Source organism: Streptosporangium sp. CA-135522 (assembly GCF_050949235.1).
Lineage (GTDB): Bacteria > Actinomycetota > Actinomycetes > Streptosporangiales > Streptosporangiaceae > Streptosporangium.
This window is the reverse complement of sequence record NZ_CP192026.1, coordinates 4,570,567-4,593,307: the sequence shown is the minus strand read 5'-3', so window position 1 is coordinate 4,593,307 and position 22,741 is coordinate 4,570,567. Positions and strand designations below refer to the sequence as shown.

The window sequence follows — 22,741 nt, the reverse complement described above, 5'->3', positions numbered from 1 at the left end:
AAACCGATGCCGCACACTTTCGACCTGCTCGTCATCGGGGACGCCAACCCCGACGTCATCCTCGGCCCGCTGGAGGCGCCCCTCGCCTTCCGGCAACGTGAACAGCTCGTCGGCACCGGCGCGCTCACCCTCGGCGGATCCGCAGCGATCATGGCCTGCGGCGCCGCGCGCCTCGGCCTCAAGGTCGCCTTCGCCGGGCGGGTCGGCGACGACGACGCCGGCCGCTACGTTCGCGACACCCTGACCGCCCGCGGGGTCGACACCCAGGCCCTGCGCCTGGACGCTGAGCTGTCCACTCCTCTCACCGTGGTGGTGACCCGCGGGGACGACCGCGCGATCCTCACCGCCCCCGGCACTCTGGCGGCCACCACCGGTGACGACGTCCCCGAGTCGTTGCTCACCGGCAGCAGGCACGTGCACGCCGCCTCCTACTTCCTGATGCCCGAGCTCGCGCGGGCGCTGCCCGTCCTGCTGCGCACCGCGCGCACCCACGGCGCCACGACCTCGCTCGACACCAACGACGACCCGTCCGGCCGGTGGGACCCCCTCGGCCTGCCGGCCGTACTCGCCGAAACCGACATCCTGCTCCCCAACGCCCGCGAGGCACGCCACCTCGCAGGGCCCGCCGCGGACTCGCTGGAGGCGGCGGCCGCCCTTCTCGCCGCGCGCGGACCCCTGGTGGCCGTCAAGAACGGCGCGGACGGCGCCCTCTGCCACGACGGCCGCGCCCTGACCACCACCGGCGGCATCACCGTGACGCCCCTCGACACCGTCGGCGCCGGCGACAGCTTCGACGCCGGCTTCGTCGCCGCGGTCCTGGCCGGCCTGTCCCCCGCCGACGCCCTGGACGTCGCCGCCGCCTGCGGAGCCCTGTCCACCCGTGCCCACGGCGGCACCACCGCCCAGGCCACCTGGGACGAGGCCGCCGCGCACGTCACCCGTATCGGAAAGAACCTGGCATGAGCACTCCCAAGATCGCATTCATCGGCGCCGGAAGCGTCGTCTTCACCCAGGGTCTGCTCGCGGATCTCTTCGCCTTCCCCGAACTGAAGAACATTCACATCGCCCTGCACGACATCGACGCCGAACGCCTGGCCACCGCCGAACTGGCCGCCCGGGACATCGCCGTCCAGCGCGAGGCCCACCCCCGCATCACCGCCCACGCCGACAGGCGGGCGGCGCTGGACGGCGCCGACTTCGTCATCAACATCGTCCAGGTCGGCATGGGCGAGGCCACCCGCACCGACTTCGACATCCCCGCCCGGTACGGCCTGCGCCAGACCATCGGCGACACCCTCGGCGTCGGCGGCATCTTCCGCGCACTGCGCACCTTTCCCCTGCTGAGGTCCCTGGGCGAGGACATCGCCGCGCTCTGCCCCCAGGCGTGGCTGCTCAACTACACCAACCCGATGGCGATGAACGTCCAGTACCTCGCCCAGGCCACCGGCCTGACGCGTGTGGTCGGCCTGTGCCATTCGGTGTACTGGACGATGCGCGACCTGTCCGACCTCCTCGGCGTCCCCTACGAGGAGGTCACCTACCGTGCCGCGGGCGTCAACCACCAGGCGTGGGTGTTGCGGTTCGAACACGACGGCACCGACCTCTACCCGCGTCTGGACGCCATGGTCGAAGCCGACGAGCAGCTGCGACGCAGGGTCCGCGTCGACATGTACCGGCGCCTCGGCTACTACCCGACCGAGACCAGCGAGCACTCCTCCGAGTACGTGCCCTGGTACCTGCGCCACGACAGCGAGATCGAGCGGCTGCGGCTGCCCGTCGGCGCCTATCTGCGCATCGTCGAGCAGAACGTGGCCGCCTACGAGAAGACGCGCGACGCCCTGGCCGCCGGAGCCCCGCTGCCGGTCGAGGGGACCATGGAGTACGCCCCCCAGATCATTCACAGCATCACCACGGGCACGCCCCGCACCGTCTACGGCAACGTCCCCAACCACGGCCTGATCGACAATCTTCCCGCCCACGGCGTGGTCGAGGTGCCCTGCCTGGTCGACGCGCTGGGTGTGCAGCCCACCCGCGTCGGCGCGCTGCCCGCCCAGCTGGCCGCGCTCAACCGGACCTATCTGAGCGTGAACGACCTCGTCGTACGAGCCGCGGTGGAAGACGAACCGCGCCACATCCGCCATGCCGCCATGACAGACCCGGCGACCGCCGCGACAGTGACGGTCGAGCGCATCTGGGAGCTGTGCGACGACATGGTGCGCGCCCACGCCGATCGTCTGCAACCCTCGCTGCGCGCCATCCTCGGCACCTGAACGATCGACACCTGAACGACTCCGGCCGGCAGGCGCGCGGCCGGATTCGGGGCGGCCTGCGCTCCCGGGGCACGCGTGGACAAGCCGGTCAGATGCCGCGCCGGTCGTTCAGCTCCACGGCCACCTCACGGGCGAGCTGCCCAAGCCGTTCCTTGGGGTAGACACCGCACAACTCGTCCAGCAGCGCGGCCACGACGAACATCTCCGCGCTGTCCATCAGCGCGAGCCGGTCCCCGGTTCCGTTCTTCTCGATCCAGGTGCGCAGGAAAGCCTCGTAGTCATCGCGGGAGATCGGCTGCCCGTTGATGTCACGCACCATGGCGGTGACCGGTCGGGCCGTGTTGAAGCCGTACAGCCCGGCCCGGCGCCCGGCTCGCAGATACCAGGCCGCCTCCACCGTGGCCTCCTTACGCTCCTCCTCGGTCAACTCCTCCCACGTCGGATGAGGCTCACCCTCGTGGGCGAGCTGCTGGCGCGCCACGGCGAGCCGCTCGGCATGCTCCCGCTCGGCATCGTCGGCGTACTGGAAGGCGATGGGCACGGGGGTTGTCCTCTCCGCCGGGCATATTCGAACACCTGTCCCAGCGTCTATATAAGGGCACGTTTTTCCGCCCTCAGCATCGCAGACTCTGCGGCCCTCGAAGAGGATCTTGTCCTATCTTCGGGGCGTTTGTCGGATCGCTTGCGACACCGTGATCTGCCATGTGGTTTCCCATCATTGTACGCTTTTGGATCATCCTCTGCCGTACGCGGGTGGTACGACGTCTTCGGGCACCGACTCGTCGATCGCACGGCCTCACCCACACCGTCCGACGAGACGGCTCCCACGTGGAACGGCGACATCGAGCCGACGCCGAGGCCGCCCTCCACCATCCACGACGCCCACGACCTGTTCCACGGAGTGGCGCGGTACGCCCTTCGCGCCGATGGAGCCGGCGCGAAGGATCCGACGGAGTCGTTCCCGGCCGACGGCCACTTCGGCGATCCGGTCACCGGCACGGCCGGTACCGCCTCCATTGTTGCGGCCTGGCCGCGGACGACAGGGATTTGCCCGCGCCGCGAAAGGGCACTAGGGTCGGCGCGGAAAGATCCGTGATCACTCGTGATGAGGGGGTTGATGAATATGGCTGCCAGCAGCTCTGTTCGCCATCCCCTTAGCCGGCCCGCGTGAGCTTGGAGCGCGGTCCGGTTGTTCGAACAATCAGGAGTGTTACGTGCGTTCTTTCTTCTCACCCGTCGGTACCGATCTGACCACCGACCGCCTCATCCTGCGAACCTGGACCCTCGATGAGGTCGACGCCGTCCTGAAGGGCGCCCGGTCCGCGCGCTGGGCCGAGGACTTCCCCGCCGAAGGTGACCACGTCATCGTCGGCCTGTTCAGTCAGTATCCCGCATGGCTGGGCGAGTACGGCCACCGTCAGATCATCGAGCGCGACAGCGGTCTGGTGGTCGGCTCGATCGGCCTGTTCTGGCCGCCCGGCGACGGCACCCTCGAAATCGGATATGGCGTCGTGGCCTCCCGGCGGAGCCGCGGCTACGCTTCCGAGGCCACCCGGGCCCTGACGGAGTTCGCCTTCACCGCTCCCGGCGTCCACACGGTGTACGCCAACGTGGAGCTGTCGAATCCGCCTTCGATCCGCGTGCTCGAAAAGGCCGGTTTCCAGCGGCTGAGCGCCGAGGAGGACACGGCCCGGTTCTGCGCTACGGCGCCGTATCCGACCCTGCCGTAATCCCGGGGTCGGCAGCGGTACGCCGCTGCCGACCTCACCTCCAGCCGGTCATGACCCGGTGAACGCACAGGTGCCGGAGGCCTGCGGCCTGATCAGATCGGAGAAGATCGGCGGGGTCCGCACCTACCGGGCGGCGCCCTCCGGGGTGTTCGCCGCATGAGTCGACCCGGCGCCCCCGAGCAGGGCGCGTTCCTGAACGGCCGGGAGGATCCCGGCCGGCGGCGACGGAGCACCAGCGACCGGCTCGACGTGCTCGGCGCCGACCCGCGGCACCGACAGGGAAAAACGATACGGCGGGGCGGTCCGGTTCGTCCCGGGCCCGAAAGTGGTCGCGTTAGCGGTGCCTCTCATTGCAGAAGATCGAGGCTCGTCATTGCAGAAGATCGATACTCGTGTGATTCTGGGGCAAATTCACCGCTTTCTTGGCTCGAGGTATGCCGTGAAACGATTGGTCGCGTTCTTGTGCGGTTTTCTGCTCGCCGGCTCGCTCGTCGCACCCGCGGCCGCCGCCACCGCCACCGCGGGCGGCGTACGGCTCAAGCTCAGCTTCGAGTGGTGTGAATCGGCCTGCGGGATCCGCGTCAAAGTGACGAACAACGGCCGGTACAACATCGATTGGGTGGGCGGCACCTGCCGCCTCGAGGTCAATGGACGCTACGTGGGAAAGGGAACAATCTATATCGGCTCCATCAAGCGCGGCCATTCCCGCAGCAGCACGTGCAATGTCGTCGATTCGAGACTTGAAGCCGCGTGGTGGGATTATCAGGACGGCGAAGCCGACTTCAGGACGTACGCCACTGCCAGAGCGGTCTACCACTACCGTTACCGCCGCTGAGCCCACCGCGAGGTATGGCTCCGCACGTCGGCATCGATCACCGCGAGATCGTCACATCTGGGTGTTCTGGCATGCATGGATCGTGTGACCTCGAGCCCCCGGTCAGCGGTTGAACCCGCGCAGCGACGCGAGCCGCCCGGCCATTTGGTCGATCCGGTAGTACAGCCGCGGCGGGATGTGCGGGAGCAACGGGGAGTGCCGCTGGCCGAGCAGCGCGAACATCTGTGCCGGCGGAAGGTCGATGTAGCGCGGGACGTTCTCATACCACTGGGCGCTGTAGCGGGCCGATCTCTGGGCGGACCGGATCACGGCCTTGCGCCCCCGCTCGTAACGGGCGAGGGCGGGCTGGAGTCGCGTGTCTCCGTGCAGCGCGGTGACCAGGAAGGCCGCGTCCCCCAGCGCGAGGGAGGTGCCCGCACCGATGGAGTAGTGCGTGGTGTGCGCGGCGTCCCCGACCAGGACGAGGTTGTCGCGGTACCACGTCCGGTTGGTCAGGGTGCGGAAGTTCAGCCAGTGCGCGCTGCCGTCAGCCTGTGCCCGGCCGATCAGCGGGTGCCCGTCCAGTATGTCGGCGAAGATCTTCTCCAGGAGGGCCAGGCCATCGGCCTCGTTCGCCTCGTGGAGTCCGAGTCCCCTCCAGGTCGCGGGGGAACACTCGATGACGCAGGTGCTGTGCTCCTTGCTGAATCCGTAGCCGTAACACCAGATCCAGCCGTGCGCGGTCTCCACGAAGGCGAAGGTGAAGGCGTTGAAGATCTTGGTGGTGCCGACCCAGATATAGGTGTTCTTCCCGACCGCGACCTCGGTACCGAAGTGGTCGGCGTGACGCTCGCGCAGCACGCTGTTGACACCGTCTCCGGCGACGACGAGGTCGACGTCGGCCAGTTCGTCCTCGTCGGCGATCTCGCGCTCGAACTCGATGCGCACGCCGAGGGAGTCGGCCCGCTCGGCGAGGATGCCGAGCAGTTGGCGCCGGCCGATGCCGAAGCCCTCGTCCCCGTGCTCCACCGTCACCGTCGTGCGGTCGCGGATGTGCACGACCCAGTCGTCCCAGCAGACCGAGCCGTCAGCGATGGCGCGTGCGGACTCGGGGTCGGCACCATGCAGATCGTTGAGCAGTTCCTCCCAGTAGGTCACACCCCAGCCATACGTCGACCCTGCCGGGTTCCGCTCGTAGACGGTGATGTCATGGGACGGGTCCACCCGCTTCATCAGGATCGAGAAGTACAGGCTGGCGGGTCCACCGCCGACACAGGCGACCTTCACACGAGCTCCTACCATGACGCAAGGTGATCAATTCATAGCATAGAGTAGCGGAAGTGGTGTGCGGCGGACGATCTCATCCTGCTGAGCCACTGGTCATGAGATGGCCAATTATCGAAATATGTCCGACCTCGATGGGCGTCGAACCGGGGAGCCTGCCCAGTCGAGGGCGAAGGGCTCCCCGCCGATCTGGCGCATCACGACCTCAGCTTTGCTCCCGCCCAGTCGGCGTGGTCGCTGTTGATCCCGTCTCCCGCATCCGTCACCTTCAGCACCAGCGAGGTCACCCCGGCCACGCTGACATCGATGGAGGCTGCCGCGCTGGACGGAGTCATCGCCGACGGACTCTCGTACAGCTTGGCGCCGTCGCCCCAGACCTGGAACCTGACCGTCGCGTTCGCGGAGATCTCGTCGTCCACGCCGACCTCCGCCTGGAACTTCGCGTACCCGCCGTTCAAGGTGTAGGTGATGGCGCTGTTGGCGTGCGTGCCGATGCCCTTGGTGTAGGTGGTCCCGGCCAGCTTGATGGGGTTCGAGTCGACGCTTCTGTTCTTCTGAACGGTGCCGAAGTCGCTCACGGCATTGACCCAGGTGAGATCGCTCAGATCGACTGTCTGCCCGTTTCCGCTGATGGTGGTGGTGACGTTGACCGCGTCGCTGGCCGCCGAGTTGTTGTCGGCCGCGTCCTTCGCCTTCACCGTGAACGTGTACGGCGTCGAGGCGGAAAGACCGGTCGCCGTGAAGCTCGTGCCCGTCGACGAACCGATCAGCGTGGTGCCGCGGTAGATGCTGTAGCCGGTCACGCCGACGTTGTCGGTCGACGCCGCCCAGCTCAGATCCACGCTGTTCGAGGTCACCTTGCTCGCCGCGAGGTGGGTCGGCGCGGTGGGGGCCGTGGTGTCCCCTCCTGCGCTTCCGGCGGTCGCGGTCACCGACGCGCCGGCGGCCACCGGCACCGTCACGTACGAAACCGTCCGGCCGTACAGCGACTTGGTCTGCGGCGTCTGCGGGGTGCCGTTCACGCTGATCGTGGAGAGGGTCCCGTAGAACTGAGCTTCCCAGGTGATGGTGGAGCCGGAGTTGTTGGTCAGCGTGGAGGCCGTCGTGCCGGTGTGCTTGAGCTTGAGGTCGTTGCCGCCGACCTTGAGGTGGTTGATCTCCACCCACGGCACCTCAGAGGTCAACCGCGGGACGGTGGCCACCTTGTGGTGCGGGGCGTCCGGTTGCACCCCCATCATGCCGTCGATGGTGTTGCTGACCACCGTGAACGAAATTTCCGGATATCCGTTCTTGTCGGCCATGAGCTTCTTGAGCCAGGCCCAGCCCTGTGAAGGCCGGTTGTACTGGTAGTACATCTCCGGCAGATAGGAGGTCGCCTCGACATTCAGGTCATCGTCGTTGGCGGCGATGAAGTCCAGGTAGTCGCCGGTCCTGGCGCCGTGGTCGCCCAGCCCCGCCAACATCATCAGGAAGCTGGCCTCATGCCCCCAACTGCTGTAACCCTTGCCGTCGGCGTCCTTGCCGCGGATGTAGCGGTTGGTCGCCGAATCCCACCAGTTCTTCTCGAAGTGGTCGCGTACTCGCTGGGCGCGGTCGGCCCACTTCGTGCTGTTGGCGTTGTCGCCCTTTTCCTTCAGGATCGCCGAATACGCGACCATCGACTGGTACTGGTAGCCCAGCGCGTCGGCGGCGGAGACGAGATGCTCGTTCGGGAACTCGAAGAATGTCGCCGTGTATTCGCCGGGCTGCATCTTCGCGACCGGCTGCTCGCCGGAGGGATTCGCGTCGTTCCACGTCACTTCGTGGTTGGTCAGAAACGAACCCATGGTCGAGTCGTAGTACGCCGAGAGGGTCGGATCGTTGATCCAGTTCTGGTTTCCCGTCCACTGGTACTGCTTGTAGGCCTTGGCCATCACGTTGAACGGCGACGGCAGTTCCCGAAATCCCGTGCCGTCGATGTAGTACATCCTCCCGTAGGAGCTGTGCGCCCAAAGCGGCCAGCCGTTCTGGCCCGGATCGTCGGCATCGCCGGCGAACGTCTTCAGCATGGCGAAGGTCTCATTGTCCAGGCCAAGCGCGTGCGCGCCATCCGACTGATGGGAGATGTCCCTGTTGTAGAAGGACTCCCGGTTCAGATAGGCGCCCCAGTAACCGGGCATCACCGTGGTGTGCGTGGAATCCTTCAGCCGCCACCACTCCGGCTCGTGCCCCATCATCGGGTTCCCGGGATAGAACGTCATACCCAGAGCCCGGCTCTTGCCCCAGTTGAAGCCCTCGTTCAGTGCCGCGTTCGGTGAATCGATGCTCAGCGTGCTGGCCGGCGGACCAACGTACTCCTGGATCGTGATCTTGTCGACGCGCGGTGTCTCGTTGGCGGACGCGGCCGTCAGCTTGACGGTGTCACCGTTATTGAGCGTTACTTTGCTCGACGTATGGGTGTCGATGTTCGCGGGATCGGTGTAGTCGCGACCATTTCGCTGCGACGTGGCCCACGAATCCACGGTGGTGGAATTCACCGCGAGCGTGTAGGTGACTCCACCCGCGATTTTGCCGTTGTAGCGCGTGATGAGGTCGTAAGTGCCGGTGGCGCCGCTGAATGCCTTGGTGGCGGTGCTCGACTGGCCGGAAACGCCCTGGATGTAGTTCACGGTCTCGACCGGCGCGCCGTTGAAGGTGTGCTCCACGCTGGCTGTCGTGAAGTTGGACAGCGTCATGCTCTCGGCCTCGACGACGTACGGCCCCGCCGCTTCGGCGGGCAGTCCGGGGAGGGCGGACACGGCAAGGGCCGAAGCCAGTAAGGCCAGGAGCGCATGGACGAGACGGCGCATCTGAAATCGATTCCTTTCGACGAGGAAGTCGGAGCGCTGCGTTGAAAGATGTTGAACTGTGGGGCCTATTGAGTGCTTCACGAAGATCAATGTCAATAGTTGTTTAGTTGGGCGAGGGCGGCTATCCTCCGCGCGCCCATGCGCGCAGCGGGCGAGGCGGCCTGCCCCTCAGCACGGATTAGCTCGATCGAGCGAAAACTTTCATTGAACTCTTGCAAGAGTGGGTGTAGCGTCCTGGCCAACACCACACCCCCGCAGGAGTCACTCCATGGATCGGCAGAGGAAGAGATAGATGGGGTCCGGCCCGCGTGGGTCCGAACCCCACATTCACCAGGTGTCGCCGCCGATCGGGAGTCTGGTGGGCGGCACAGTGAGCTCTCGTCGACGAACCCGCGATCAGGCGCGCGGTCCGAGGAACAGTCCACCACTTGCGTCGATGACCTGACCGGTGATCCAGCGCGCGGCGTCGGAGGCGAGGAACGCGACTACGTCGGCGACGTCGTCGGCCCCGCCCAGGCGATCGAGCGCCGTCGATCCAGCGATGAGCTCGGCCAGGCCCGGTGCTTCGAAGACCGATCCGTTGGTCGCCGTCCGGGTGGCGCCGGGAGCGACCGCGTTCACCGTGATTCCTCGGACTCCAAGCTCGTTGGCCAAGGTCATGCTCATCGTCTCGACCGCGCCCTTCGTCATGGCGAAGGACGTCTGGGTGGGGTTGGCCATCCGGGTCGCCACGGACGAGATCGTGACGATACGGCCACCGTCGCGGAGCAGTGGCAATGCTCGCTGGATGATGAAGTACGGCGCTCGCACGTTCACCGCGAAGAGGTGGTCGAACTCCGTCCGCGTCGTGGCTCCGAGCGGGCCGGCGGGCGCAGCCGCCGCGTTGTTGACGAGGATGTCGAGCGGCCGCCCGGCCAGGCCGGCCTCGACTCCCGCGAAGAGCGTCTCGACGTCGTCATCCACGCCCAGCTCCGCCCCGACGGCGAGCGCGGTTCCACCGGCACGTTCGATCTCGTCGACCGTCGCCGTCGCACCGTCCTTGTCCGTGCCGAAGTGCACGATGACCACCGCCCCCTTCGCCGCCAGCCGGGCCGCGATCGCCCGCCCGATGCCGCGCGATGCTCCGGTCACGAGAGCCGTCCTGCCGGTCAGATCACTCATGCCAACCACTCCAATCTGTTAGTTACTACCAATCTGGTAGCTACTACCAGTGCGGTAGTGTCTATCACATGCCCGACCAGCACTCAACGTTGCGAGCACAACGGCGAGCCGAGACGCAGCGCATGATTCAGGCGCACGCGGTACGGCTGTTCACCGAGCGCGGATACGACGCCACGACCGTGACCGACGTCGCCGAAGCCGCAGGCGTGTCGCCCATGACCGTGTACCGGCACTTCCCCACGAAGGAGGACCTCGTGCTCGTCGACCAGCACGGTCGGCTCGTCGCCGAGCGGATCGTCGCGTCGCCCGCCGCGCAGCCCCTGGTCCGCCGCATCGGCGGCGCGCTCATCGACTCGGCCGCGGCGTTGACCGGTGGCGGCCACGGAGACGACCTGACGGCGGGTGAGCAGTTCCTGCTTGCCCGCCTCCGGCTCATGATCTCGACGCCGGCCTTGCGGGCCAAGCACCTGGACAACCACTACGCCCTTCAGCAGGCGATCGTCGAGGCCCTCGGGGACGATGCCACCGATCCCGACGCGGCCTTCCACGCCCAAGTGGCGGCCAGTGCCTGCCTGGCCGCCCTGCACACGGCATTGGTGCGCTGGGCCGAGGACGACGGACGGACCGAGCTGCCCGACGTGATCGCGAAGGCGCTCGCTGCCGCCTTCGGCGATGACATCGTCGAACCCGCCGGCGGCATCGACACCTCGGAGCCCATCGGGCGCGCAGGGCGCCGATGACGATTCCCGTCTCGTAGGTGCGAGCCGGGGCAGCCGACGAACAGCCGTCGACGTACGCCACCGGGGCGGCGCCGGAGGAGCTCGGGGCCTACCCGGCGAGACGATGGCCTCCGGCGCCCGGTCCCCTCACGCGTCGGGCTCGTCTTCCAGGCGGGCCAGCGCGGCCAGGTGCCTGTTCGCCACGGCCCGGTCACCCAGAGTGGAGGCGAGCAGGGCCAGATACCGGTCCACCGGGCCGGCCAGGGCGATCGCGGATCCCACCGAGATCCGCCCCGCGTACGGAAGCAGCGTCGCGTAGGTCACCCGGCAGGCCGGAAAGTCTCGGAGAGCCGCCTGCGCCGCCCCCTGAAGGCAGATCATGGTCAGCCACGACCAGTCCAGCGGCGGCACCGGCCAGCCGTCGCGGACCATCATCGCCGCCTCGCCGCTGCGGCCCTGCGCACACAACTGCAGGATGCGGGCGTCATGGTCCATGGTGGCGTGGATGCCGGCGATCGAGTCGATCAGCGGCCCGGCCTCGGCGATGGTACCCCGCTGGTAGTGCAGAAGGATGCGACCGGTGGCCACCACGGCACCCGCGTACCACATGCCGAGCCGTTCGGCCTGCTCCTCCGCCTCGCCGTACATGGCCGTGGCAGCGTCGAAGCGGCGGGCAAGGGTGAGCCGGTTGGCCCGCCACATGGTGTGCTGGAAGCGCGGCCACGGGAGAGGCAGCCGCCTCAGCATGGCGTCGCAGCGGGCCGCTGCCATGTCCGCGCCCGCGATGTCGGCCATCTCCAATCGGTCGTGGGTGAGCAGCATCTGCGCCAGCAGCTCGAACTCCGGCGTCCGCGCGCGCACCGCAAGGTCGAGCAGCTCGGTGGCGATCTCCAGCAGTTCCTCGGCGTGGATCGACTGGGTCAGCGCCAGATGCCGTGCGTTGAGCATGCGCATCAGCAGGTGCGGGTCGCCCAGCCGGCGAGCGATCTCGACGGCCTCGGAGGAGAGGCGATCCCGGCGCTGGTCGTCGGTCCCGTCGTACAGCTCCTGCGCGAGCCCGCCGAGAAGCCCTGCCCGCTCAGGACCGTCTCCGTCGGGCAGCTCCCGAAGCGCCATCTCGAACCGGTGCACGAGCCGCAGTTCGACCTCCTCGTACGGGTTGCGCAGCGTCCAGACGGCGGGAGCCTCCAGCGCGGTCAACGCGCGGGCGATGAGCGTGGGATCGCCGCGGTCGGCGGCGCGGTCCGCCGCGGGGATGGCCTGCGCGCGGGCCGCCCTCGCCCCGAGCGGATCGCCCGCGTCCAGCAGGGCGCGCACCTGCCGCAGCAGCAGCTCCACATGGTCGAGCGGATCGCCCGCCGAGGCACCGTGTGCCCGTACCGCCTGCCCCCACCAGGAAGCGGCCTCGTGGTAGGCCAGGCGTAGCGAGGCCTGCTCGGCCGCCGCCCGCGCCCACCGGGCCGCCTCACCGTACGCGGCCGGGCCCGCCTCCAACGCGTGGTGGGCGATGACGGCCACGTCGGCGCCCGGGCGCTCGGCGTAGGCGGCCATCACCTCCCGGTGGATCACCGCCCGGCGCAGCGGAGGGATGTCGTGCAGCAGTGTCTCCCTGACCAGATCGTGGGCGAAGGCCATGCGTCCGGCCCGGAACGCCACCAGACCGGCCTGCGCGGCGCGGTCCAGCGGGTCGTACACCTCCTGCCGGCACACCCGGGTGAGGAGGTCCGGGTCGAAGTCCCTGCCGATCACCGCGGCGGCGCCGAGCACCTCCCCGGTCCGCCGGCCCAGCGTGGCCAGCCGCCTGCGGATCAGGTCGGTCACCGCGTCGGGTACGGCCTCCAGCGTGCCGCCCTGGGCGAGGGCACGCGCCGTCTCACGAACGAAGAACGGGTTGCCGCCGGTGCGCTCGGCCAGCAGGAGGGCTGTCGGTTCGTCGATCTCGACGCCCATGTCCCCGGCGACGGCGCGCACCTGCTCGGCTCCGAGACCGGCCAGGCGCAGGTGGGACAGGTCGTGGCGGGTGAGGCGGCCGAGCACGTCGCCCAGGGGAAGGCGCTCGGGCCCGTCGCGGAACGCGATGACCAGTGTGATCGAAGCACCCTCTCCCGGTGCCTCCTCGCCCCTGAGGAGCGCGGCGACATCGCCGAGCAGGCTCAGGGACGCGGTGTCGGCCCAGTGCAGGTCGTCCAGCACGATGACGAGGGGCCGGGCGCGCGTTGCGGTCCCGAGCCAGCCGGCGAGGGCCTGGTGGCGGCGCAGCCGCGCGGCCGCGGTCGAGCCCATGGGCGCCTCGTCGTCCATGAGCCCGTTGAGCTCCCCCGGGTCGGGAGCGGGGCAGATCCGGTTCAGCGCCTGCAACACCTGAATCCACGGCCGCAGCGGGGGCGCGCCCTCCGTCTCGGGGCAGCGGCCCCACAGCACCGTGCGGCCGAGGTCGGCGCACCGCTCGGCGAACGCCTCGAGCAGATGGGTCTTGCCTATACCGGGCTCACCGCTCACGGCAGCGACGTTCAGCCCGTCCCGCTCCAGCAGAGCCTCCAGCTCGGCGAGCTGCCGGTCACGGCCGTGCGGAGCCGAAGGGCGTGGCGGGGCCAGGGCGAGGACGGCCGCCTCGGCCGGGAGCGGCATGAGCGAGCCGGCCTGCCGGAGGATGTCCTCCTCCAACGTGCGCAGCGCCGGGCCGGGGTCCAGGCCGAGCTGGTCGGCGAGCAGGTCCCTGGCACGGCTCAGCGCCGACAACGCGTCGCCCTGCCGTCCGGTGCGGTACAGGGCCAGCGCGAGCTGGCACCACAGCCGCTCGCGCAGCGGATGCGCGGCCGCCTCGGCCTCCAGCTCGCTGATCGCCGCCTGCGGGCGGCCGAGATCCAGCCGCGCCTGGGCGCGCCGCTCGATCGCGACCAGGCGCAGCTCGCACAGGCGGTTGACCTCGGCCACCGCCCACAGTTCGGAGGCGAACTCGCCGTAGGGCGGCCCGCCCCACAGCCTCAGTGCCTGATCGAGCCCGTCCAGGGCCTCGGCGGGCGGCTGTGACTCCGACCGCTCGACCAGCTCGGTGAACGACACGGCATCGACGTCGACGGCGGCGAGCAGGTAGCCGGGCGGCCGGCCGATGAGAAGCCGGGCGGGGGTGCGGGGGGCGCGTCGCGGCTCCAGCGCCCGGCGCAGGTTGGAGGCGTACGCCTGGATCGTGGCCACCGCGCTCGGAGGCGGAGCGTCGCCGTACAGGTCGTCTATCAGTGCGTCGGTGGAGACCACCGTGCCGAGGGAGACCAGCAGCCGGGCCAGCACCGCGCGCTGCCGGGGGCCGCCGAGAGCGACGGCGACCCCGTCATCGTATGCCCCTACCTGGCCGAAGACCTGTAATCGCACTCCCTCACCTGTCTTCGGCATGTGAGCGCGCCTACCGTTCCTGGTACGAAATCGGTGCATCGAACGATGATGGCGTTCCGCGCGCAAGCAATGCCGGGAAGCTGCGGCGAAAGCCGGAAATATCCGCCTGGTGGGGGACCGCGGTCCACCCCGTGTCCTCCTCCCGATCCCACCGGTGTCCTCCCCCGGATCTACCCATGTCCTTCCATGCCCTCTCCTGCTCCGGGAGCCGGGGCGCCCTGAGCGGACTCGCCAGGAGACGGCTTGGAGGCGAGAGACGCCGCGTGACCGGCCCCCTGCGAGCAGGGCGGCGGTCCGCGGCCGGCGGCTTGGAGTTCGCCAGTGACGTCTCCCCGCCGGGAGGCGTCGCGATCAGCCGTACGGCGTTCCAAGTCCTTCACTGGCGGAGCTTGTGAGACTGCGACCGCGATGGACGCCGTCTTCCGGAGAAGACCCACCGACGAACGGTCATGGGAGGCGGCGGTCGCGCACCGCGTGCACGTGGAGGTTCTTCGGCGATGCGCCACCGGCCTCTCAGACCGGCCCTCCTCCAGGTGCCCGCGCTTGGACGAGTCAACCGAGAGTTGGGAAAACGAGTGAAGAAGCTAGCGGGGCTGGCGGCGTTCGCCCTGGCCACCACCCTGGTCGGCGGCCTGGCGCCGATGACGGCCTCGGCCGACGTGCCGACGCCGACGCCGAGCAATCCGGCTCCTTCCGCGGCCGCCGAGCGCGCCGCCACGATGGACCGCTACAAGCAGGCGCTGGCCGAGCAGGTCGCCCGGAGGCTCGGCGACCGCGACTTCCGGACGGCGCTGGAAGGCGAGCTGGCCGGTGACGGGCAGGCCGGCCTGGCCGACCTGTTCACCTCGATCACCGGCGCCGGGGACGTGGCCGAATACGCCCGCCGGGCCGACGGTGACGTCCTGCGGCTCAAGGGCTTCGCGACCGCGCACGAGTCGCTGCTGGAGGTCCGGACCGGACCGGGCATGACCAAGCGGATCCCGGCCGGTCAGACCCTGGTCGTGTTCACCCCGTCGGCCGACGAGAAGGCCGTCCGCACCGTCAACGCCTACGACTCCGCCGGCCGGCTCCACCGGCTCGACGCGAACAAGGCCCCCAAGCGCCCGGTGCTCATCGTGGGTCTGGACGAGCACAAGTCCGCCGACCTGAGCCGTCGGGCGCTGCGCCAGGCTCTCGACAAGGCGGGGGTCGCCGGGATCGACAAGAGCCAGGAGGAGGTCGCCCAGCAGTCGGCGGCGGCGAACACCACGAAGACCGAGAAGACCGCGGGCGCGACCTTGCAGCGGCCGGCCAGCGTCATCACCCGCATCACCAACTACAACGACCACGAGCCCTGGTACAAGGGCGGTCCGGAGATCTACGCCTGGGTGACCGGCGCCGGCACCGACGGCAAGGCGCGGGTCGACTCGCTGGAGATGCCCTACATCCAGGAGCAGGACAAGGACTACCGGCCGAACCAGGTGCTCATCGACTGGTCGAACTTCAGCTGGAGCAGCCTCGATGTCGTCTGGATGGAGCACGACGACAACACCGACCTGTCCGGCCTGGTCAAGGCGGTCGTCGACGGCGCGCTGGTAGTGAGCGGCAACGGCCAGTACGTCCAGGTCGCCGACAAGATCGTCGGAGCCCTGCCCAGCGACTGGGTCACCGACAGCGACGACTGGGTGGACTCCTGCTACGCCCAGAACGCCCAGATGACCTACGGTCACTGCGCGGCGCGCCCGAGAGGCATGTTCTGGACCCAGGACTACCGCCAGATCTGACCGTCTCCGAAACCCGTCACCCGCCCGGACCCCGGCCCACCGCCGGGGCCCGGGCGGCCGGTATGGAGACGGCTGCCGCCAACGGCTTCAACACTCTGATGCGCTCGCTGGGCACCTCCGTCGCCGCCGCGGTGGTCGGTGTGGTGCTCTCCCGGCTCACCACCGTCATGGGCGGCCACACCCTGCCCTCGCAGACCGGCTTCCGCGCCGGCTTGCTGATCGGCTGCGACGTCGCGCTCGTCGCGGCCGTGGTCGCCGTCGCGATTCCCGCCGCGCATCCCGCTGCCGCGACCGAGGAACCGGTCGAGGAACCGGTCGAGGAACCGGTCGAGGAACCGGTCGAGGAACCGGTCGAGGAAACACAGAACCCCAGGTCCGAAACGCCCGCCCGGCCATGAGGCGCAAGAGCCGTCGTCCGCTCGGGCAGCCGCAAGCCGGCTTCCCTGGAAGTATCGAGCAACTGCTCAAACCCTCCAGGTAAGCGGCGCTTGGCCGACAGACCAAGCCGCGCCGGGAGGCGGAGCACGTAGGCGTCCGGGACACAGCGTGCGGATCGGCGGCCACGCCGGCATCCGCCCTGCGCCGTGCTCCTGCGACGCTTATCGTGACCGCACCCCGGCAGGCGGTTCGCGGACGGTCACGGCCAGGGGTTCGTGGTGACGCTGTAGGTGAAGCGATACTCGAAGTCACCGGACTTGGCCCAGGTCACCGCCCAGCTCCTGCCCGCGACGGCGGTGATGCGGACCGAACCCAGTTTGTCGTCGCCGACCAGGTCCTCCTCCTGCAGTTCGAGGGTGAGTTGCTCGTTCGGGGAGGCCGTGAGATTGGCCCAGTTGATGTTCTGGTCCCCCGCCTGCCGGATGTTGCTGCCGGGCGGGCAGGCGGCCCTGGTGGAGTCGAAGACGATGCAGTCGTTCTGCGCGGTGCTGATACCCGGATACTGGCTGGGCCAGACCAGGCCATTGCCGCTGCGGAGCATGTAGAGCTCGTCGTGGCCGGACTCGGAGATGTCGGCGGCGTACAGGCTTGCGAGGCGGATGAGCAGTTCACCGGAGCCGCGATGGGCGCTGGCGGGGGCCGCGTGCATCAGCGACGGCACCAGCAGGAGTCCTGTAACGGCGGCGGCTCGGCGCCATAGGTTCGTCATGCCCCCAGCTTGATCCGTTTTACTTGGAAATCGTTTGGATCGCAGTTGTAGCGCCTTCGCCGCCGTACGGGCGCCGATCGAGAACGAAGTCGATCCTCCGCGGACAACGCCCCTATGACCACTTCCGGTTACGGCGGCCGCCCTGCTGGTGACCCCGGGCATCGCGTACGCCTCCTCGGCCGCGTTGCCGGACGAGCACCGGTGAAGACAGCGCCCAGCAGGGCCCGGTGTCCTGGTCCGGCCCCGGCTGCGCGTCCGGAAGCCACTTCAGGCTGCACGACCCGTCGGTCCCGAGTCGGGGACCTCACGAGGCGGCCTCGTAGGCTACGCCCCTACAGCCCACGAACGGCCCGGATTCGAGGAGAGCCACATGAGAGCCCGCGACCTGCCGATCACCCTGGACGGTCGCCCCGGCCGCTGGAACACGATCACCGACGTGCCCGGCGTCGAGGTCGGCTACCTCACCCTGACCGAGGACGGCGCCCGCACAGGTGTCACCGCGATCCTGCCGAGAGGCCGCGACGAGGTCGGCACGCCGTGCGCGGCGGGCACCTATTCCCTCAACGGCAACGGCGAGATGACCGGCACCACGTGGATCGAGGAGACCGGCGCGCTGACCCTGCCCGTAATGATCACCAACACGCACGCGGTGGGCACCGTCCACCGCGGGGTGATCGACTGGGTGGCCGCCGCGCATCCGCGCCTTGCCGCCCAGTGGCTGCTACCCGTGGTGGCCGAGACGTGGGACGGCTACCTCAACGACATCAACGCCCCTCACATCCGGCCCGAGCACGCCGCCCACGCCATCGAGGCCGCCGCCTCAGGCCCCGTCGCGGAGGGCAACGCCGGCGGCGGCACCGGAATGAACTGCTACTCCTTCAAGGGCGGTTCCGGTACGGCCTCGCGCCTGATCGAGCACGGCTCCGACACGTTCACGGTGGGGGCGTTCGTCCAGGCGAACTTCGGCAGTCGCGACGAGTTGACCATCGCCGGTCATAAGATCGGCCCCCGGCTGCTGGACGACGACCCGATGGGCACGACCGACTGGTTCATGCCGCCGGGCGCCGGGTCGGTGATCGTGGTCGTCGCGACGGACGCGCCGCTGTTGCCGGGACAGTGCAAGGCGCTGGCCCGCCGGGTGCCGATGGGCCTGGCCAGGACGGGCACGACGGGCAGCCACTTCTCCGGAGACATCTTCCTGGCCTTCTCCACGGCCAACGCGGGCGCGCTGACGAGCGGCTTCGTCACCGAGGAGGACTACCAGAACCTGCGGTTCGTGCCCTGGGGGCGGATGGACCCCTTCTACACCGCGGTGGTGCAGGCGGTGGAGGAGGCCGTGCTCAACGCCCTCACCGGGGCGCAGGAGACGATCGGCAGGAACGGGCACCGCTCCCCCGCGCTCCCGGTCGCCCGCGTCATCGACCTGCTCAAGCCCTGACGCCCTCGGGCAGGGAGGCCGCTGGAAACCTTGCCGGTGAAGACCGGCGAAAGAGTGAACGCGGCAGATCTCGCAGCGGTGGTCTTTGCCGCTGCGGCCTCCGTCACAGGAATGACCGCCTGGGTTCGCCAGGCACGCACCGAGCATCGCCGTACGGAACAGGCCCGGCAGGAACTCAAGAGCGCCGAGAGTGAACTCGCCCTCCGCTGTAGGCGCGCATCGAGCCGAGCCTGTCGGACAACGACTTCTTCGCGCGCAAGGCGACCGAGTGGGCGTTACGAGAACACGCCGAGATCAATCCCGGCGAGGTCATCCGGCATGTGAAGGCGAAGGGGATTTCGGGCCTGAGCCGCCGCGAGACACTCAGGAACCTGTCCGGCGCATGGGAAATTCCTCGATAGCTCAACACCGCGGCCGTCCGGCCAATGTATAGCTATGTAGCGAGGGAAGAGTCAGCTGCCGTTCGCCGTTCATAGGGGGCGTCTCATGACCAAAGCGCGCCAGAACAGGCGTGCCACATCCGCTCGAACCAATGCGGCTCCCACCCCTCGGGCCGAGGAGGCCGGTCCGGCCGGGTCCGGGCGATGGAAGGTCATGCGGACGTGGCTGGCGGGAATCCTCAGCGCTGTGATCATTGCAGCGGTCGGTGTCGTGTTCACCGCCTGGTTCAACGCACGCGGACCCGACACGGTCGACCGGATCAGCGGGGAGCCTCCGATCAAGGTCGGCCACGTGGCCGTCGACTACTCCGCGCAGGACACCGCCCTGAGGAAGCCGGTGACCGACCCCGGAGAACGAGCGCTCCTGCTGGGCCACGCGTCCGGCTCGCGACGTGACGCGGTCATGGCGCGTCATCACTGGGCCCCGCTCGAAAAGGCGGACATCACCGTCGTCCTCATCGGGAACCGCAGCAGCCTGCGCATCGTCGACATCAAGCCGCGCGTCCTCGACCGCAAGCCGGTCTCGGACGGCGCGCTGCTGGTCTACACCCCCGCCGGAGAGGTCGACACCATCGCACTCTCCGCCGATCTCGATGAGCCGGCTCCCCGCTTTGCCGCCGCCGAGGACCTGGACACCTCGTACTTCAGGAAAAAGCAGATAGACCTGAAACGGGACGAGCGGGTCACCCTCTCCATGTCGATCAAGGGCAAGGCGGCGTACTACGAGTTCGATCTCCTGGTCACCGTGCTTGCGGAGGACCGAACCGAGCAAATTACGATCGAGGGGCCGGACAAGAACCCGTTCCAGGTGACCGGCACTGCCGACGCCTACCGCGCCTACTACGCCCTCTCCCCGCTCGGTGGCTGGCAGCCGATCTCTCGCGGCCAGGCATGCGCGATCGAGCGGAAGATCCAAAAGATCAAGGGGTGCTGACCGTGCACGGGCGCCGCTCGGTCGCGGTCCTGCTCGCGGTGGTCCTGGTGGCCTGCTCAGCCGCGGCCGCGGACGCTCCGCAGCTCCCGCTCGTGCCCGTCGAGTGGCGTGCGGCGTGGTCGGTGCCTGCGGACGCCGACACCGGCGAGCCGCCCTTCGAGACTCCGCGCTACGCCGTGTCCAACCACGCGGTCGCCGTGGCGACGCGCCAGGGCACCGTGCGGATCCACGATCCGCGTACAGGTGAGCTCCGGCGCACCATCCCCGCCGACCCGGCTCTCACCGCGCCCATCACCGGCGTGTGGATCGCGGCGGACACGCTGGTCGTGTCCAGAGGAACGCCGGACATCGTCGACCACGCCCTGGACGGCCATGACCTGACCACGGGCGCCACGCTGTGGCGACGCACGACCGCCGTCTCCAGTCATCAGCCCCGGACGGAAGGCATCGGCGCGTACCGGGGCCCGCGGATCATGGTGACCGAGCGCGGCATCGTGGTGTTCGAGCGCTCGGCCGAACCCCTCGACATCCATGCCCTTGATCTCCGGACCGGGGCGACCACGGCACGGGGGACGTATCCGCGAGGCTGCCACCTGCGAGGTGCCGCAACCGCCCGATCGGTGACGCTCCTCAGCTATTGCGCGGGAAGTAAGCTGCGGCTCGCCTCGATGGATCCGCGCACGCTGCGGCACGGTTGGACGCGCCTGCTGTCATCGTTCTCCTCGCCGCCGGGCGGAAGCCCTCCGATACACCTCACGGCCAATGCGGAGGGATATGTTCACGCCTCGGCGGGCAACAGTGATTTCTTCTACGGGGCGGACGGCCGCCTGCTGTCCACCGCCCCGGAAGCTGTGAGGGTCATGAACCCGAGCCGCTGGAGCCCGCCATTGTTCGCCGGCTCGTACCCTGCGGCAGCCGACCATGGCGGGGTCCTCCTGCACAACGGATGGCCGTTGCCCGCCTACCTGATCTCCTTGGACTCCGGCACCGGACGGCTCAGCGGATTGCCGCTCGACATGCCCTCCCATCTTGTGTCCCTTGTCGGGGCGATCCGGGACATGGCCTTCGTGCACAGCGATGTCCCCGGTGACGGCCGGATCACTGCGTACAAGCTGATCTACGGACTTTCCGGCGGCCCCGCCCGGTTCGGCGATGTCCCGGCGAGCGCCTGGCCGGATGCCTGCGCCCTGCTGACCGGCCGTGACCTGTCCGTCCTCGCGGACGGCTACCGTGCGGTTCCCGGAGCGGACGATCCGGCGGGAACGGCGCCGCCGAAGCCGGCGAAATGCGACTGGATACCGCCCACAGACGACGGCGCCGTCGTCTCGCTCTCCGTGGAATGGGTGTCCTCGTCGAGCGCGGGCGCGCGAAAGCTGTTCACCGCCGAGGTCGGAGCCATCAAAGAAGCCGATGCCTTTGATCCCACCACTGAGAGCCCAGGCTTCCTCTCCTACACCGTGGCCAGGACGAACGGGTTCTACGGCGCGACGATCATCAACGTGGGTCCCGTCATCGTCCGGCTGAGCTCTCCCTCACGACAGGCGGTGCGGCTCATCTCCCCGTTGCTGCGGGACAATCTGCTCGCACGTTATAAGCCTGGAGTCCGCGCTCCCGGTCCCGCGCGCGAGGGCGGCTGGAGCCATCCGACCGACGCGGTCGTCCGAACCGAGCCGGTGGTGGTCGACGATGTCGTCTACGCCACAAGTGGCGATGGCACGGTGTCCGCGCTGGACGCCGCCACCGGCGCGATGCGGTGGCGCTTCCAGACGGGCGGTTCCCTTCTGTTCGATCACGTGGTGATGGACGGCACCGTGTTCGCGGCGAACGCTTCCGGCAGGCTGGTGGCGTTGGACGCCGCCACCGGTCGCATGAGGTGGAGCCGCAGGATCAATGTGGTCAGCGACCTCGTGGTCGCGGCGGGCCGCCTCTACGTCTGGACCAGGAACCCCGCCTGGGCCGTGAACGCCGAGGTCGTCGCGCTGAACGGGGCCTCCGGCAAGAGGCTGTGGACCTTCCGGCCGGAGGGCGACATCCTCAACCCCGATCCCGTGCTGGCCGGCGAAGTCGTCCATGTCGGCAGCGACCACGGCATGGTGTATGCGCTGGACGCCGCCTCGGGAGCCCGGAAGTGGCGCTTGCGGGTCGGCGGAGGACAGGACCACACCCATCTGGTGCGGGCCGGCGGGGTCGTCTATGCCGCGAGCACCGATGGCAAGGTGCACGCGCTGGAAGCCTCCTCCGGGAAAGTCCGATGGAGCTCAGGGATCGATGGTTTTGTCGACTTCCGTCCGGTGGTGGCCGGCGGGGCCGTGTACCTCGGCGACAAGGACGGCACGACGTACGCGCTGGACGCCGGCTCCGGCACGCGGCTGTGGAGCTTCCAGACCGAGGGCGAGAGGCCCGGCTTCAAGTGGGACGTCGCGGTGGCTCAGGGACTCGTGTACGCCGGCGGCGCCGACGGCAGGCTGTACGCGCTCGACGCCGCCACCGGCGCGGCGCGATGGAGCTTCCCGTTGCGCAAGGGTCGTACCTCCGGCCCCGTGGCGAAAGGCGGGACCGTTCACGTCGGAGACAACGAGGGAACGCTTCACGCGCTCGACGCCGCCACCGGCACGGTGCGATGGAGCTTCCAAACCGGCGGCACCGTCGAAACCAGGCCTGTCGTGGCAGGTGGCTTTGTGTACGTCGGCAGTTCGAACGGCAACGTGTACGCATTGCCCGCGGCAGGCGGCCAGGTCACCTCGTCCACAGCGCATCCTGCACCGCTTGGACCGGCGCCATCGAGCTGGCGCACCGAGCCGAAGTGACCGGAGGCGGGGCATC

The 22,741-nt window shown here is 69.0% G+C and carries 17 protein-coding genes; 11 read left to right on the top strand and 6 right to left on the bottom strand.

Annotation, left to right across the window (positions count from 1 at the left end):
- Positions 1-6: 6 nt before the first annotated feature.
- Both ACQPYK_RS21295 and ACQPYK_RS21290 read left to right on the top strand, forming a co-directional pair.
- Positions 7-963 (top strand): carbohydrate kinase family protein, encoded by a 957-nt coding sequence (locus tag ACQPYK_RS21295; protein ID WP_433257709.1) that lies wholly within the window; start codon positions 7-9, stop codon positions 961-963.
- Positions 960-2,270: an alpha-glucosidase/alpha-galactosidase gene (locus ACQPYK_RS21290; RefSeq protein WP_433257707.1), complete on the top strand. Its 1,311-nt coding sequence runs from the start codon at positions 960-962 to the stop codon at positions 2,268-2,270. The genes ACQPYK_RS21295 and ACQPYK_RS21290 overlap by 4 nt, the downstream gene beginning before the upstream one ends.
- Positions 2,271-2,358: 88 nt before the next feature.
- On the opposite strand, the gene ACQPYK_RS21285 is transcribed toward ACQPYK_RS21290, so the two are convergent.
- Positions 2,359-2,811 (bottom strand): hypothetical protein, encoded by a 453-nt coding sequence (locus ACQPYK_RS21285; RefSeq protein ID WP_433257706.1) that lies wholly within the window; start codon positions 2,809-2,811, stop codon positions 2,359-2,361.
- Positions 2,812-3,484: 673 nt separating this feature from the next.
- Here ACQPYK_RS21285 and ACQPYK_RS21280 point away from each other — a divergent pair.
- Positions 3,485-4,000 (top strand): GNAT family N-acetyltransferase, encoded by a 516-nt coding sequence (locus ACQPYK_RS21280; RefSeq protein WP_433257704.1) that lies wholly within the window; start codon positions 3,485-3,487, stop codon positions 3,998-4,000.
- A gap of 373 nt (positions 4,001-4,373) precedes the next feature.
- Positions 4,374-4,835 carry a hypothetical protein gene (locus tag ACQPYK_RS21275; protein ID WP_433257703.1) on the top strand — a complete coding sequence of 154 codons (462 nt, stop codon included), beginning with the start codon at positions 4,374-4,376 and terminating at the stop codon, positions 4,833-4,835.
- 102 nt (positions 4,836-4,937) lie between these two features.
- Here the strand turns inward: ACQPYK_RS21275 and ACQPYK_RS21270 are convergent, their stop codons facing one another.
- From ACQPYK_RS21270 to ACQPYK_RS21260, 3 genes are all read right to left on the bottom strand, one after another.
- The gene (locus ACQPYK_RS21270; RefSeq protein ID WP_433257702.1) at positions 4,938-6,101 is read right to left on the bottom strand and encodes an FAD-dependent monooxygenase; all 1,164 of its coding nucleotides are present in this window, start codon (positions 6,099-6,101) and stop codon (positions 4,938-4,940) included.
- A gap of 194 nt (positions 6,102-6,295) precedes the next feature.
- Positions 6,296-8,926: an NPCBM/NEW2 domain-containing protein gene (locus ACQPYK_RS21265; protein WP_433257700.1), complete on the bottom strand. Its 2,631-nt coding sequence runs from the start codon at positions 8,924-8,926 to the stop codon at positions 6,296-6,298.
- Positions 8,927-9,322: 396 nt separating this feature from the next.
- Entirely contained in the window at positions 9,323-10,087 is a 765-nt protein-coding gene (locus ACQPYK_RS21260) for an SDR family oxidoreductase (RefSeq protein ID WP_433257697.1), read from the bottom strand.
- A gap of 68 nt (positions 10,088-10,155) precedes the next feature.
- On the opposite strand from ACQPYK_RS21260, the gene ACQPYK_RS21255 reads away from it, so the two are divergent.
- Positions 10,156-10,827 (top strand): TetR/AcrR family transcriptional regulator, encoded by a 672-nt coding sequence (locus ACQPYK_RS21255; protein ID WP_433257696.1) that lies wholly within the window; start codon positions 10,156-10,158, stop codon positions 10,825-10,827.
- 126 nt (positions 10,828-10,953) lie between these two features.
- Here ACQPYK_RS21255 and ACQPYK_RS21250 read toward each other — a convergent pair whose 3' ends face one another.
- Positions 10,954-14,175, bottom strand: coding sequence for a BTAD domain-containing putative transcriptional regulator (locus ACQPYK_RS21250; protein WP_433257694.1), 3,222 nt, complete (start codon positions 14,173-14,175; stop codon positions 10,954-10,956).
- Between the two features lie 596 nt (positions 14,176-14,771).
- Between ACQPYK_RS21250 and ACQPYK_RS21245 the strand changes: the two genes are divergently transcribed.
- Positions 14,772-15,959, top strand: a complete 1,188-nt coding sequence (locus ACQPYK_RS21245) for a DUF3103 family protein (RefSeq protein ID WP_433257692.1) — start codon at positions 14,772-14,774, stop codon at positions 15,957-15,959.
- A 62-nt stretch (positions 15,960-16,021) separates the two neighbouring features.
- Entirely contained in the window at positions 16,022-16,357 is a 336-nt protein-coding gene (locus ACQPYK_RS21240; RefSeq protein WP_433257691.1) for a hypothetical protein, read from the top strand.
- 239 nt (positions 16,358-16,596) lie between these two features.
- On the opposite strand, the gene ACQPYK_RS21235 is transcribed toward ACQPYK_RS21240, so the two are convergent.
- Positions 16,597-17,106 (bottom strand): hypothetical protein, encoded by a 510-nt coding sequence (locus tag ACQPYK_RS21235; protein WP_433257689.1) that lies wholly within the window; start codon positions 17,104-17,106, stop codon positions 16,597-16,599.
- Positions 17,107-17,476: 370 nt separating this feature from the next.
- Between ACQPYK_RS21235 and ACQPYK_RS21230 the strand changes: the two genes are divergently transcribed.
- The 4 genes from ACQPYK_RS21230 (at position 17,477) to ACQPYK_RS21215 (ending at position 22,725) form a co-directional block, all read left to right on the top strand.
- Positions 17,477-18,544 (top strand): P1 family peptidase, encoded by a 1,068-nt coding sequence (locus tag ACQPYK_RS21230; protein WP_433257687.1) that lies wholly within the window; start codon positions 17,477-17,479, stop codon positions 18,542-18,544.
- Positions 18,545-18,762: 218 nt separating this feature from the next.
- Positions 18,763-18,945: a DNA alkylation repair protein gene (locus ACQPYK_RS21225; RefSeq protein WP_433258874.1), complete on the top strand. Its 183-nt coding sequence runs from the start codon at positions 18,763-18,765 to the stop codon at positions 18,943-18,945.
- A 226-nt stretch (positions 18,946-19,171) separates the two neighbouring features.
- Complete coding sequence (locus ACQPYK_RS21220) at positions 19,172-19,918, top strand: hypothetical protein (protein ID WP_433257685.1); 747 nt, start codon at positions 19,172-19,174, stop codon at positions 19,916-19,918.
- Entirely contained in the window at positions 19,912-22,725 is a 2,814-nt protein-coding gene (locus ACQPYK_RS21215) for a PQQ-binding-like beta-propeller repeat protein (RefSeq protein ID WP_433257684.1), read from the top strand. The genes ACQPYK_RS21220 and ACQPYK_RS21215 overlap by 7 nt, the downstream gene beginning before the upstream one ends.
- The last annotated feature ends 16 nt before the right edge of the window (positions 22,726-22,741 follow it).